Annotated in this window: 11 protein-coding genes and 1 pseudogene; 8 read left to right on the top strand and 4 right to left on the bottom strand. The window is 60.3% G+C overall.

The genetic code is table 11. The annotated features are described in order from the left end of the window. The first annotated feature begins 4 nt into the window (after window positions 1-4). The 6 genes and pseudogenes from phaC to AWB74_RS33205 all read left to right on the top strand — a co-directional run. Complete coding sequence (phaC, locus tag AWB74_RS33230) at window positions 5-1,114, top strand: class III poly(R)-hydroxyalkanoic acid synthase subunit PhaC (protein ID WP_061150851.1); 1,110 nt, start codon at window positions 5-7, stop codon at window positions 1,112-1,114. Next, the gene (locus tag AWB74_RS33225) at window positions 1,107-2,006 is read left to right on the top strand and encodes an alpha/beta fold hydrolase (protein WP_087039342.1); all 900 of its coding nucleotides are present in this window, start codon (window positions 1,107-1,109) and stop codon (window positions 2,004-2,006) included. The genes phaC and AWB74_RS33225 overlap by 8 nt, the downstream gene beginning before the upstream one ends. 31 nt (window positions 2,007-2,037) lie before the next feature. Continuing rightward, window positions 2,038-3,990 carry an acyl CoA:acetate/3-ketoacid CoA transferase gene (locus tag AWB74_RS33220; RefSeq protein WP_087039338.1) on the top strand — a complete coding sequence of 651 codons (1,953 nt, stop codon included), beginning with the start codon at window positions 2,038-2,040 and terminating at the stop codon, window positions 3,988-3,990. Window positions 3,991-4,223: 233 nt separating this feature from the next. Further along, the gene (locus AWB74_RS33215) at window positions 4,224-5,627 is read left to right on the top strand and encodes a purine-cytosine permease family protein (RefSeq protein WP_061150873.1); all 1,404 of its coding nucleotides are present in this window, start codon (window positions 4,224-4,226) and stop codon (window positions 5,625-5,627) included. Between the two features lie 51 nt (window positions 5,628-5,678). Next, window positions 5,679-6,065 (top strand): carboxymuconolactone decarboxylase family protein, encoded by a 387-nt coding sequence (locus AWB74_RS33210; protein ID WP_061150850.1) that lies wholly within the window; start codon window positions 5,679-5,681, stop codon window positions 6,063-6,065. Between the two features lie 13 nt (window positions 6,066-6,078). After that, a pseudogene (locus tag AWB74_RS33205) lies at window positions 6,079-6,616 on the top strand (LysR substrate-binding domain-containing protein); the annotation flags it as partial. Between the two features lie 117 nt (window positions 6,617-6,733). On the opposite strand, the gene AWB74_RS33200 reads toward AWB74_RS33205, so the two are convergent. Further along, window positions 6,734-7,141, bottom strand: a complete 408-nt coding sequence (locus tag AWB74_RS33200; protein WP_061150849.1) for an ACP S-malonyltransferase — start codon at window positions 7,139-7,141, stop codon at window positions 6,734-6,736. 113 nt (window positions 7,142-7,254) lie between these two features. Here AWB74_RS33200 and proX (AWB74_RS33195) point away from each other — a divergent pair, with 113 nt between their 5' ends. After that, entirely contained in the window at window positions 7,255-8,286 is a 1,032-nt protein-coding gene (gene proX / locus AWB74_RS33195; RefSeq protein ID WP_061150848.1) for a glycine betaine/L-proline ABC transporter substrate-binding protein ProX, read from the top strand. Between the two features lie 69 nt (window positions 8,287-8,355). Further along, the gene (locus tag AWB74_RS33190) at window positions 8,356-9,573 is read left to right on the top strand and encodes a M20 aminoacylase family protein (protein ID WP_061150847.1); all 1,218 of its coding nucleotides are present in this window, start codon (window positions 8,356-8,358) and stop codon (window positions 9,571-9,573) included. Here the strand turns inward: AWB74_RS33190 and AWB74_RS33185 are convergent. Genes AWB74_RS33185 through proX (AWB74_RS33175) form a run of 3 tightly spaced genes read right to left on the bottom strand, consistent with a single transcriptional unit; the run spans window position 9,494 to window position 12,104 of the window. Then, complete coding sequence (locus AWB74_RS33185; protein WP_061150846.1) at window positions 9,494-10,681, bottom strand: M20 aminoacylase family protein; 1,188 nt, start codon at window positions 10,679-10,681, stop codon at window positions 9,494-9,496. The two genes, AWB74_RS33190 and AWB74_RS33185, sit on opposite strands and share 80 nt — an antisense overlap. Further along, complete coding sequence (locus AWB74_RS33180; RefSeq protein ID WP_061150872.1) at window positions 10,678-11,070, bottom strand: carboxymuconolactone decarboxylase family protein; 393 nt, start codon at window positions 11,068-11,070, stop codon at window positions 10,678-10,680. The genes AWB74_RS33185 and AWB74_RS33180 overlap by 4 nt, the downstream gene beginning before the upstream one ends. Window positions 11,071-11,081: 11 nt before the next feature. Beyond that, complete coding sequence (gene proX, locus AWB74_RS33175) at window positions 11,082-12,104, bottom strand: glycine betaine/L-proline ABC transporter substrate-binding protein ProX (RefSeq protein ID WP_061150845.1); 1,023 nt, start codon at window positions 12,102-12,104, stop codon at window positions 11,082-11,084. Window positions 12,105-12,137 lie beyond the last annotated feature (33 nt).

Below are 12,137 nucleotides of genomic sequence, written 5' to 3'. Positions count from 1 at the left end.
CCGTATGGCTGCCGCCAAGAAATCGACCGCCGCACGGGCGCTCGCTGAATTCAGCGACTTCAACCTGAAGCTCGCCCGTGGGCAGCAGATGCTCGACCGGATCAAGGACGAGCACGTGGAGATCGCCACCGCCGACAAGGACGTGGTATTTCGCGAAGACAAAACGACGTTGTATCGCTACAAGCCGACAGCCGAGCGCGCGCTAGGCATACCGGTCCTTGTGGCGTATGGCCAGATCGGCCGCTACACGATGACTGATTTGCAGGAAGACCGCTCGATGCTGCGCAACCTCCTTGCGCTTGGCGTCGACGTCTATGCGGTGGACTGGGGTAGCCCAACGCGTAGCGATCGCTGGCTCACCTTCGAAGACTACATCGACGTGTATTTGAACGACTGCGTCGAGTTCATCTGTCGCGAACACGGCATCTCGGCGATCAATCTGCTCGGCATTTGCGAAGGCGGCGTCTTCTCGCTGTGTTATGCGGCGCTTTACCCGGAACGCATCAAGAACCTGATTCTGACGATCACACCGGTGGATTTTCATCAGGACCAGGCCGAGGGCCGTGTCAATCACGGATTACTCAACCTCTGGACGCGCGGTTTGGGCGAGGATGACATCGACCAGTTGATCGAGGCGAACGGTAACTTACCGGGCGAGTTGATGAGCCACGTCTTTTCCCAGATGACGCCGGGCGCGACCTTGTCGAAATACAACATGGGCTTGCTCGATACCTTCGACGACGAAAAGAAGCTGCTCAATTTCCTGCGCATGGAGAAGTGGCTGGCCGACCGGCCGCATCATCCAGGCGAGGCGGCCAAGCAGTTACTCGTCAATCTTTACAAGAACAATGAGCTGATACGCGGTGAATTCAAACTCGGCGGGCGCACTGTCGATCTCAAGGACATTCGCATGCCGGTTCTAAATATCTATGCAAAGGATGACCACATCATCCCGCCAAAGACGACTCAGGCGCTCGGCGGTGCAGTGGGCAGCGACGATTACCGCGAGATCGGGCTCGACGGCGGTCATGTCGGCGTGTTCGTGAGCGGCAAATCTCAGGGCGTCCTGGGCAAAGGCATCGTCGAGTGGTTGCGCGAGCGTGATGATGCGTGAGCTTGATGCACACCTACTTGCAATAAAACCGCAACTGAAGCACGTCGACGTCATTGGGCGAGGCGGCTTTCACAAGCTCGCCTATGCCGAATGGGGTCCGCCGAAGGCCGAGCGAACGGTTGTGTGTGTTCACGGGGTCTCGCGCAACGGACGCGACTTCGATGTGTTGGCCGCGTCGCTTGCGTCGCAGGGCGTGCGTGTCGTCGTGCCCGACCTTCCGGGACGTGGACGCAGCGAATGGCTCGCCTCACCTAACCACTATACCGACCGCGCGTACGTGCGGGCGATGTCGACGCTCATCGCGCGGCTCGAAGTGGAACAGCTGGATTGGGTGGGCACGTCGCTCGGCGGTCACATCGGCATGTTGGTGGCCTCAGAACGCGGCACGCCGGTGCGGCGGCTGGTGCTCAATGATTTCGGTGCGCGCGTGTCAGCTGCAGCGCTGCGCAGGATTGGCAGTTATCTGACGCGTTCGTGGCGTTTTGCCTCGGTCGACGAAGTCGAAGCGCATCTCCGTGAAGTGCACGCGCCGTTCGGCAAATTGAGCGACGCGCAGTGGCGTCATCTCGCGCGGCACAGCGCGGTCGAAGACGGCACGGGCAGGCTGCGCTTTCACTTCGATCCAGGCATCGGCATGCGCTTCGCCATACCGATTCTGCTCGACGTGATCCTGTGGCACATCTGGGACAAGATTGAATGCCCGGTGCTCGTTTTGCGCGGCGAAGACTCCGACTTGCTGGCGCGCAGCACGGTGGACGCGATGCTCAAACGCGGGCCGGCCGCCGCCGCGGGCTGGGTAGCCGCGGTCGAGTTTCCCGATTGCGGTCACGCACCGGCATTGATGGACGCCGCGCAGATCGATGTTATCCAGAACTACCTCTTAACCGACTAGCCGACGCCCGAGCGGCGCACCCGAGACTGCCATGATTCAAGACAAGGTCGTTACCGCCGATGAGGCTATCGCATTGATACGCGATGGTGATGTCGTGAGCTGCTCAGGGTTCGTCGGCATCGGCACGCCCGAAGAATTGATTGCGTCGCTTGAACGGCGTTTCATCGAAACCGAAGGACCGCGCGATCTCACGCTCGTCTTCGCAGCGGCGCCCGGCGACGGCAAAGAGCGCGGGCTCAATCGGCTCGCGCACGAGGGACTCGTGCAACGCGCGATCGGCGGTCACTGGTCGCTCGTGCCGAAGCTCGGGAAGCTCGCCACCGACAACCGCATCCAGGCATATAACCTTCCGCTCGGAACGATCTCCCATCTTTATCGGGATTCGGCCGCGCATCGTGCCGGTACGCTCACGAAGGTCGGACTCGGTACCTTCGTCGATCCGCGGCAGAACGGTGGGAAAATCAACGCACGCACCACCGAAGACCTGGTGCGTGTCATGGAGATCGACGGCGAGGAATGGCTCTTCTACAAGGCGTTTCCGATCAACGTCGCCTTGATCCGCGGCACGACGGCTGATGCCGAGGGCAACATTACGATGGAGCGCGAGGCGCTCATGCTCGACGCCCAGGCCGCCGCTATGGCCGCCCGAAATGCGAACGGACTCGTCATCGTGCAGGTGGAACGCATTGCATCGAGCGGTTCGCTCGATGCGCGCAGCGTGGTCGTTCCCGGCGTCTTGGTCGATTGCGTGGTACTGGCTCCGCCCTCGGCTCACAAGCAAACCTATGCCACCGATTACAACGCAGCATACTCGGGCGAGATCCGCGTTCCGGTGAACAAGATTCCGGCTTTGGCGCTCGATGAAAGAAAGCTGATCGCGCGACGCTGCGCCTTCGAGTTGCCACTGGGCGGCGTAATCAATCTGGGAATCGGCATGCCCGAGGCGGTGGCGGCCGTCGCTGCCGAAGAACGCGTGCTCGATCATCTGACCTTGACGGCCGAACCCGGCGTGATCGGCGGCATGCCGCAAGGCGGCCTCGACTTCGGAGCGGGCATCAATACGCAGGCGTTGCTGCATCAAAACCAGCAGTTCGATTTCTACGATGGAGGCGGACTCGATCTCGCGTGCCTCGGTATGGCGGAAATTGATCGCATGGGCAATGTGAATGTCAGCCGCTTCGGTTCGCGTCTTGCTGGCTCGGGCGGATTCATCAATATCAGTCAGAACGCTCGCCGGCTCGTATTTGCCGGGACATTTACCGCCGGCGGAATCGTCACCGCTGTCGAATCCGGTCAGATGCGAATCGTGACCGAAGGGCGGACCCGCAAGTTTGTCGAAGCGGTCGAGCAAGTCACGTTCAGCGGACCGCAGGCCGCCGCGAAGGGACAGTCGGTTTGTTACGTCACCGAGAGATGCGTATTCAAGCTTCGACCCGAAGGCTTGCAATTGATCGAAGTGGCGCCGGGCATCGATATCGAGCGTGACGTGCTGGCGCACATGGCGTTTCGGCCCATCATCGGCGACGTTGCGGTGATGGACCCCCGCATCTACAGCCCGAAACCGATGGGACTCGCCGCGGTTCTGCAGGATTTGCAACTGACGGACCGCTTGAGTTACGACGAGGAGCGCAACATCCTGTTCGCCAACTTCGAAGGCATGTCGATTCGCGCTGAGGGAGACATCGAATGCGTGCGTCGCGTCTTCGAAGGCATGTGCGCGCGCGTGGGGCGGCGAGTGGCGTTGATCGTCAACTACGATGGCTTCCGGCTCGAGGAGTCGCTCGCCGACGAGTACTTTGAAATGGTCGCCGGCTTACAGCGCAAATACTATTCGACGACTACGCGATACACCACGAGCACCTTCATGCGCATGAAATTAGGCGATGCACTGTCTTCTCGCCAGTCCGCCGCGCATATCTTCGAAACGCACGCCGAGGCCTCCGCGTACATCCATGCCAACTCGCACGTCGCGGGCGCAACGTAAGCGTCTGCGCGCCGATGAATTATTTAGGTATGCGGAATTAGCCGTGCAACGGCGGTTAGACGCTGACAATGCCGCGTTACCCGCTTTTAATCATAAGACAAAAAGTCAGCGGGTTAACGCCGATGGGACACCGTACTATGGTATGCCATCATACTTTCAACGTGCAGGGAGAAGCCTTTTTCGAATTTCGAGGCCTTTCCTGGCAAATTCTTATATGAATGGATGGAGACACCATGAAAGACTCATCGGATGACAACGCTGTTTTTTCGATCGAGAGCGACTCGATCGAGTATGTCGGCCCCGAACATCGACACGGTAAGCCGAGTGACCTGTTCACATTGTGGTTTTGCACGAATGTCGCGCCGTTGGCCGTGATTTCGGGCGCCACGTCCGTGCTGGTATTTCATTTGGATCTCAAGAGCGCGATTCTCGCGATCGTGCTCGGCCAGTTCTTCGGCGCGATTTTTCACGCGCTGACGTCCGCGCAAGGGCCGCTCGTCGGCGTCGCGCAGATGATTCAGAGCCGCGCGCAGTTCGGCCGATATGGGTCACTGCTGGTGGTCGGATTTACGACGCTGATTTATCTCGGGTTTTTTGTCTCGAACATTATTCTTTCGGGAAAAACGCTTCACGCCGCTATCCCCGTCGTGCCCGAATCGATTGCGCCGGTCGTTGGCGCGCTTCTCTCTACGCTGATCGGGGTCCTGGGCTATAACCTGATCCATCGCTTCAACAAGGTGGGCGCATGGTTTATGGGCGGCGCGCTCCTCATCGGCATGGCGCTGTTGATTCCGAACCTGACCGCTGCGGCCCTTCATCAAGGACACTTCGATCTTGCCAACTGGTTCGCAATGTTCGGACTGTGCGCGATCTGGCAGATCAGCTTTGCACCTTATACGTCGGATTACTCGCGCTACCTTCCGAAGTCGACCGGTTTCGGCAAAGTCTTCGCGTTCACTTACTTCGGCACCTCGCTCGGGACGATTTTCGCGTTCGTATTCGGCGCATTGGCGGTGAGCGCGGGGCAGGGCACGGACGCGATGCAGGCCATCCACACGCAAACCGGCGCGTTTGGTCATGTCCTCATCTTCCTGTTCCTGATTAACATCATCGGCCACAACGGGATGAATCTTTATGGCGCGGTGCTCTCCGTCATCACGGCCGCGCAAACATTCAGCCCGACATGGCTTCCGGGGCGCAACGTTCGAATCGTTGTATCGACGGTGCTGCTGATTGCTTCGACCGCGACGGCATTGTGGGCGTCGAGCAACTTCCTCTCGATCTTCCTGAACGCCATCTTTGCGCTACGTATCGTGCTGGCTCCCTGGATTGCGATCAACTTGGTCGACTTCTATTTGATTAACAAGAGAAGCTATCAAGTCGAAGAGATCATCAGCAGTACCGGCGGTGCTTATGGATCGTTCAACTTCAAGGCAATCGGCGTTTATGTCTTCGGAATCGCGATTCAGATTCCGTTCATGGAAGAGTATTTCCACGGCGTGTGGGCAAACATCGCGGGCGGAGCCGATGTCTCGTGGATGATCGGTCTGGCTGTCTCCGCGCTGGTCTATTACGCGCTCGCATCGAAACGAGGCGCTCACTTGCGACGTGGCGCTCCCTCGCATACTCGCGCCTGAAAGTGAACACGCTGCTTCAAACATCCAAATTCACGCTTCAAAGGAGCCAAAATGAGAGACGATGATGCGCTGTTCGAAAAGGGCATGCCGATCCGACGCGCGGTGTTGGGCGCCGAATATGTCGATGCATCGATGGCGAAAGCTGACGACTTTATGATGTCGTTCCAGCGAGCCACGACATCGTGGGCGTGGGGGTGGGCCTGGGGAGATCCCACGCTCGATAATCGGACGCGCAGCCTGATGAATCTGGCGATGCTGACCGTGACAGGACACACCGAAGAGCTGAAGCTGCATGTTAAAGGTGCGTTGAACAACGGTCTTACGGTCGATGAAATCAAGGCTGCTTTGCTTCATGCAACTGCCTACTCAGGCATTCCATGTGGACTTGGGGCATTCAAGGCAGCCCACGAAGTTCTCAAACGAGAAGGCGCTATTTAACGAACCGCAAGGGAGGCCGACCTTGCACGTCGAGCCGGTGCTCGGTCCGATTGCCGAGCTGCTCGGCAAGCCGAAGCGCAGCGAGATCGATGCGGAGCTGATGGGGTTGCCCGACGCCGAGCCGCGGATTGAATCCATTCCGCCTTTCGAAGACGACATTTCCTTCGCCGCGCCGACCGGTTCGCCGTACGCGAATCAGGAAGCGGTCGATCTGCGGGCTGCCGCAACGAAACGTTCGTTTCGCTCGGCGAGGAATTCGCGACGTATCACGGCGTCGTGGAAGCGTTTCGCGTCGCGGACTTCACGCCAGACGTCACGATGCGCACCGGTGACATTTTCTGGCTGATGAACCTCGTGGGCGGTGGCGTCGGCTACACGCTTTTGCCCGGACGCGTGCGCGGCGTGTTCGGCGACAAGGTTCAGTTATTCCGCTCAAGCCGCAATATCTGATGCGTCAGACGATCGGCGTCAGCTTTCTGCGGGCCCGCGAGCGCCATCCGAACCTGCTCGCGCTGATGGCCTTCTGCCGTCGCACGAGAAGCGCCGACTGACGCTGCACTACTCGCCGTGCGCTCGTTCCCTGTCGATAAGTGCGCCGATGTCCGCCAGCGAAGTCCCGCTGCAGCTCACCGCGATGCCTTCAGCGAAAATCGCGCTGCCGAGCCGTGTCAGGACTTTTCGCGGGCGGAATCTCGACCGCCACGCGCGTACCCCGCTCCCACGCGACGCGCCATGTTGCTGGCGAGATCGGCGGCGATGTACGCGCCGTCGAAGAGCGGCCGCGCGACGCTGCTGCTATAGATACACGATGCCCGGCGCACGCATCTTGACAACGCCGAAGGCTTCGGCAAGCGCGGCGCGGGCGCGTCAAGCAAGGCGCAGTGCGACGGGACAGCCACACCGAGACGCTCGCAGCGCTGTACGCCGTGTTTGCCCCCGATGGCCGCTAGACGATGCATCGCGGTATCGCTGCCAGCGACGATCATCTCCGTTTCCGCATTGATGTTTGCCAAGACGACGGGGTCGGCCTTGCTCGACAGTTGTGCGATCAGGTGAGGTGAACCCGAAGCATTCAACGACGATAGATTCCTCCGTCTCATAGGAAGACCCTGGATTTTGTGCCGCCTAGCATGGGGAATCCCATGACCCGCTGAAGCCTTAGGGCCAACACGCGAAACCAGGAGCTTTGATGAAAATGTTCAAGCGAGGCCTCGCGGCGGCAAGTGTTGCGATTATTGGCTTGATCGCGAGTGCGCACGCCCTCCCGGACACGATGCCCGGTAACGGAAAAGCGGTTCGGTACGTGCAGGCCGATAATCTCGGTGCGAATTACGTGTCCGACCAGATCGTCACCCGCGCAATGAAAGCACTTGGCTATGACGTGCGGGTCAGCACGATGAACATCACGCTCTTCTTCCCGGCGGTCGCGCAAGGCGACGTCGATATCTCGACCGGAATTAACCTTCCCCAACGTGAGCCACAATTCAAGGTTGTCGAGCAGCAGGCTGAGGTCATCGGCACTGGCATCATCGCCGGCGGCGGTGTGAATGGCTACTTGATCGACAAGAAGACGGCGCTCGCCCATAACATCACTCGGCTCGACCAACTGAAAGATCCGAAGATCGCCAGTCTGTTCGGGACGGATGGAAAGGCCGACCTGATCAGTTGTGGTCCGGGCTGGAGCTGCTCTGATGTCGTGAACTATCAGTTAAAGAAATTCGGCCTCACGCGGACGGTGCGCGTCGTCAACGGAAAATACGAAGCGCTGATGTCGGACGCCATCTCGCGCATCAGGTCTGGCGCCCCGGTGTTCTTTTATGCCTGGAGCCCGTCATGGGTCACCGCCGGTCTGGTGCCGGGCAGGGATGTCGTGTGGCTTCCCGCTTCCGAGGATGCCTTGCCGCCGGGTATGCCAAACACGGGATCGGCGCTTGTCAAAGGTGTCGTCGGTTGTGCGGGTAACGCCGATCCATGCCGTATGGCGATGGCATCGTGGAATGGCGGCACGGTCGCAAACAAGGGGTTCATTCGCGACAATCCGAGTATTCGAGCGCTGATTCAGCAGGTGAAATTTAGCCAGGCCGCATGGTCGGGCTGGGAACTGGCTATCAGCAAGGCTCCCGGATCGTCCGGGCTGTTCTCTCGCCTGGCCGATCAATGGATCGCCGATAATCAGGCGCAATTTGACCAATGGATTGCGACTGCACGCACGGCGCGATAAACGACGCCGTCATATCCAAGGAGGCTTTCGCCTCCTCTCTCGCATTCCCCTTAAAGGACCGGAGACATCATGACGGACGTGCTGCCGCGCATCCTCGATACAAACGCCGAGTTCGTGTCGATCCGCCGTCGAATTCACGCGCACCCCGAGCTCTCCCTCGAGGAGCATGACACCAGCGACCTTGTCGCCGAACGACTTCATAACTGGGGCTACGAGGTCTATCGGGGCCTCGCGAAAACTGGCGTGGTCGGGACGTTGAAAGTCGGCGACGGCACCGGGCGGCTGGGGCTGCGAGCCGACATGGACGCGCTGCCGATCTCGGAGACGACGGGGCTCCCATACGCCAGCCAGAACAGTGAGGTCATGCATGCATGTGGCCACGACGGACACACGGCCATCCTGCTCTGCGCCGCGCGTTACCTGTCCGAGACCCGCCATTTTTCAGGCACGCTGAACGTGATCTTTCAGCCGGCGGAAGAGCGGTATTGCGGTGCGAAGATCATGGTGAACGAGGGACTGTTCGAAAAATTTCCGTGCGACATGGTTTTCGCGCTTCACAATCGCCCCGGCGAGCCGATGGGAAAGTTCGGCTTTCTTGCTGGATCGTTCATGGCGTCGTCCGATACCGTATACATCACCATCCAGGGCAAGGGGGGACACGGCGCCACGCCTCACCTTGCCTCCGATCCGGTCATCGCCGCGGCACACATCGTCATCGCTTTGCAGACGATCGTTTCGCGGAACACGGACCCGCTGGACACCGCTGTGATCAGTATCGGTGAGATCAGCGGGGGCACCGTGTCGAACGTGATCCCCGAGTCGGTGCGGTTGACATTGTCCGTGCGCGCGCTTCGTCCCGAGATCCAGCGCTTCTTGCACGACCGGATCGTCGCTGTCGTCGAGGCTCAAGCGGCGACGCTGGGCTGCAAGGCGACGGTCGATTATCAGTGGGGATGTCCGGCGGTTGTCAACGATGTCGCGGCCACCGAATTCGCGCGGCAGGTGGCACTCGACTGGGTGGGATGCGACGGATTGATTCCGGACATGCGGCCGACGGCGGGCGCCGAGGACTTTTCGTTCATGCTCCAGGCGGTCCCGAGCTGTTACTTCATCGTAGGCAACGGTACGAGCGGGGGGCACGCCGATAGGCGTTCGAGGCGGGTCGAAGACGTAGATGCGAGTTCTTCGACCCGGGCACAACAAGCGATCAGCGATCAATACGGGGCAGGGCCCGCTCCACCAGTTCGACCCAGAACGTCGCGCCGATCGGCAGGCATTCGTCGTTGAAGTCGAAGCGCGGGTTATGCAGTTCGTGGACTTCACCGCAGCCGTGTCCGTCGCCCGTTCCCATAAATACATAGCATCCCGGCACGGCTTGCAGCATGAACGCAAAATCCTCCGCGCCACCGGTAGGTCGTGCGTCCTTGTAAAGCGCCTCATCCCCGAAACGTGAGCGGACGACAGCACGCACGAATTCCGCGGCATCGGCATCGTTGACCACCGCCGGGCATCCCCACTGATAGTCCACTTCCGCAGTGCACCCGAGGGCGCTCGCCTGCAACTGCACCAATTCGATAAGCCGGTCGTGCAGCGCTTGCTGGACGTCGGGGCTGAGGGCCCGGACGCTGAGCTCGAGCTCGACGAGCTCCGGTATAACGTTGCCGGCCGTGCCGCCAGCGATCTTGCCGACGGTGACCACCGCCATGTCGGCGGGATCCGTATTGCGCGAGACGATCGTCTGCAGTGCGGTGATGATATGCGCCGCCGCCACGATAGGATCGCGAGCGAGACTGGGGCGAGCGCCATGTCCGCCGGCCCCGTGAATCTTGATGTAGACCGTATCGGATGACGAAGTCAGCGGCCCGGTCAGCACGCCGAACTGCCCCTTCGGATAGCTCGGCATGTTGTGCATGGCGAAGACCCGATCGCACTGAAACTTCTCGAAAAGCCCGTCGTCCATCATGATCTTCGCGCCGTTATAGCGCTCTTCCGCCGGCTGGAAGATCAGATGCACCGTGCCGTCGAATGCGCGCGTCGCGGCAAGACACCTGGCTGCGGACAACAACATGGCGGTATGACCGTCGTGGCCGCATGCATGCATGATGCCGGGGCGCGTGCTCGCATAGGGAAGGCCGGTGCACTCGGTAATCGGCAACGCGTCCATGTCGGCGCGCAAGCCGACGGTTCGCTCGCTTGTGCCGACCTTCAACGTGGCGACGACGCCGGTTCCCGCGAGCCCACGATGCACCGCGAAGCCCCACCCGGTCAACAGGCCGGCGACGAGTTCGCTCGTCTCGGCCTCCTCGAGCGACAGTTCCGGCCGCGCGTGAATCTGCCGCCGGAGTTCGACCATCCCGGTGGCCGTATCGGCGATATACGGGTGCAGCTTGCTCATGATTTTTCGGTAACCTCGTCGATTTCGGAGAATGCGGCCTTGGCGATACGGAAGCTGTCGATGGCTGCGGGGACGCCTGCGTATATCGCGGCCTGAAGAAATACCTCAAAGATCTCGTCGCGCGTAACGCCGTTGGTCAGAGCACCTTTTACATGCAGCTTGAGTTCGTGGGGGCGATTCAGCGTAGTCAGCATGCCCAGGTTCAACAGACTGCGCGCGCGTCGATCGAGTCCCGGGCGGTTCCATATTTCACCCCAACAGTACTGGGTCACCAGCTCCTGCATGGGCAGGTTGAACGGGTCGGCATTGGCGACGGCGGCATCGACATAGCTGGCTCCCAGCACCTCGCGTCGAGTGGCGAGCCCCTTATCAAAAAGCGCCTTGTTCATGATGTCCTCGGTTAGTGAGCCTTCTTGGCGTTGGCGACCCATTGATCCAGGTCCGCCTTGTTTGCTGCAACCCACTCGTCCGAGAGTTTCGAAACGAGCGCCGGCGAGCCGCCGTCCTTGCTGATAATGGCTTCCCAGCGCGACCAGGTCGCGCCCGGGAATCGAACTTGTTCGATAAGCGTTTTGGCAGCAGGGTTGGCCGCGATGAACTCCTTGTTGGCGACCGATCCCCAGTTCCACGAAGCCATCGCCATGCGGCAAGGGTTGGCGCCGCCAGCGCACCCCTCGACGTTTTTGACCAAGGCCGATCCCTTGTTAGGAACGTTCGGCGGCAATGCGTCGGCCGGCGTTGGCAGCCAGACGACGTCTACACCGGGCACCAGCGCATTGGTCACCCACGACGGACTCCAGGCGTAGAAGAAGGCAGGCTTGCCGCTTTTCACTTTCGTCACGGCTTCGACCATCAGCGCCTCATATTTGCCGCGCACGGATTTGACGGTCTGCTTCAGACCGAACTTGTCCAGTTGATAGTCCACTACGTCGCCGCAACTCCAGCCCGGATCGCAGCTGATCAGCTCTGCCTTGCCATCCTTGCCGAAGAGTGAGGCGATCTTTGGATCCTTCAGTTGCTCGAGGCTGGTGATGTTGTAGGCCAGCGCGGTCTTTTTGTCGATGAGATAGCCGTTGATGCCGTCTCCGGCGATCAGGCCCGAGCCCACGACCATCGCCTGCTGGGCGACGGCACGGAACCCCGGTTCGCGCTGCGGGAAATTTACGTCTGTTGCCAGGTCGACGTCGCCTTGGGCGACCGCCTGAAAGAACAGGGTTGTATTCATCGTGCTGAGCTTGACGTCGTAGCCGAGCATCTTGAACGCCTTGCTGACGATCTGCGCCACGACGTAATTGCCGCCAAAGCTATCGCTCTGCGCGTAGCGGATCGTTTTCCCGCTGCCCGGCAACGTCTGTGCGTTCACGGTCATCGTCATCGTCATCGACACCGCCAGCATCGCGACAGACTTCAGAAATTGTTTCATTTCGTCCCTTCAGGGTATTCACGGTCCTGACGA

The sequence above is a fragment of the Caballeronia arvi genome, assembly GCF_001544695.2.
Taxonomy (GTDB): domain Bacteria; phylum Pseudomonadota; class Gammaproteobacteria; order Burkholderiales; family Burkholderiaceae; genus Caballeronia; species Caballeronia arvi.
The sequence above is the reverse complement of the archived record's forward strand: the minus strand, read 5'-3'. Positions and strand labels throughout refer to the sequence as shown.

What these genes read in the sequence shown, in the direction of transcription:
- AWB74_RS33180 (WP_061150872.1), bottom strand. Translation starts at nt 11,070, where the DNA reads ATGAACAAGGCGCTTTTTGATAAGGGGCTCGCCACTCGACGCGAGGTG.
- AWB74_RS33225 (WP_087039342.1), top strand. Translation starts at nt 1,107, where the DNA reads ATGCGTGAGCTTGATGCACACCTACTTGCAATAAAACCGCAACTGAAG.
- AWB74_RS33190 (WP_061150847.1), top strand. Translation starts at nt 8,356, where the DNA reads ATGACGGACGTGCTGCCGCGCATCCTCGATACAAACGCCGAGTTCGTG.
- proX (WP_061150845.1), bottom strand. Translation starts at nt 12,104, where the DNA reads ATGAAACAATTTCTGAAGTCTGTCGCGATGCTGGCGGTGTCGATGACG.
- AWB74_RS33215 (WP_061150873.1), top strand. Translation starts at nt 4,224, where the DNA reads ATGAAAGACTCATCGGATGACAACGCTGTTTTTTCGATCGAGAGCGAC.
- phaC (WP_061150851.1), top strand. Translation starts at nt 5, where the DNA reads ATGGCTGCCGCCAAGAAATCGACCGCCGCACGGGCGCTCGCTGAATTC.
- AWB74_RS33220 (WP_087039338.1), top strand. Translation starts at nt 2,038, where the DNA reads ATGATTCAAGACAAGGTCGTTACCGCCGATGAGGCTATCGCATTGATA.
- AWB74_RS33210 (WP_061150850.1), top strand. Translation starts at nt 5,679, where the DNA reads ATGAGAGACGATGATGCGCTGTTCGAAAAGGGCATGCCGATCCGACGC.
- proX (WP_061150848.1), top strand. Translation starts at nt 7,255, where the DNA reads ATGAAAATGTTCAAGCGAGGCCTCGCGGCGGCAAGTGTTGCGATTATT.
- AWB74_RS33185 (WP_061150846.1), bottom strand. Translation starts at nt 10,681, where the DNA reads ATGAGCAAGCTGCACCCGTATATCGCCGATACGGCCACCGGGATGGTC.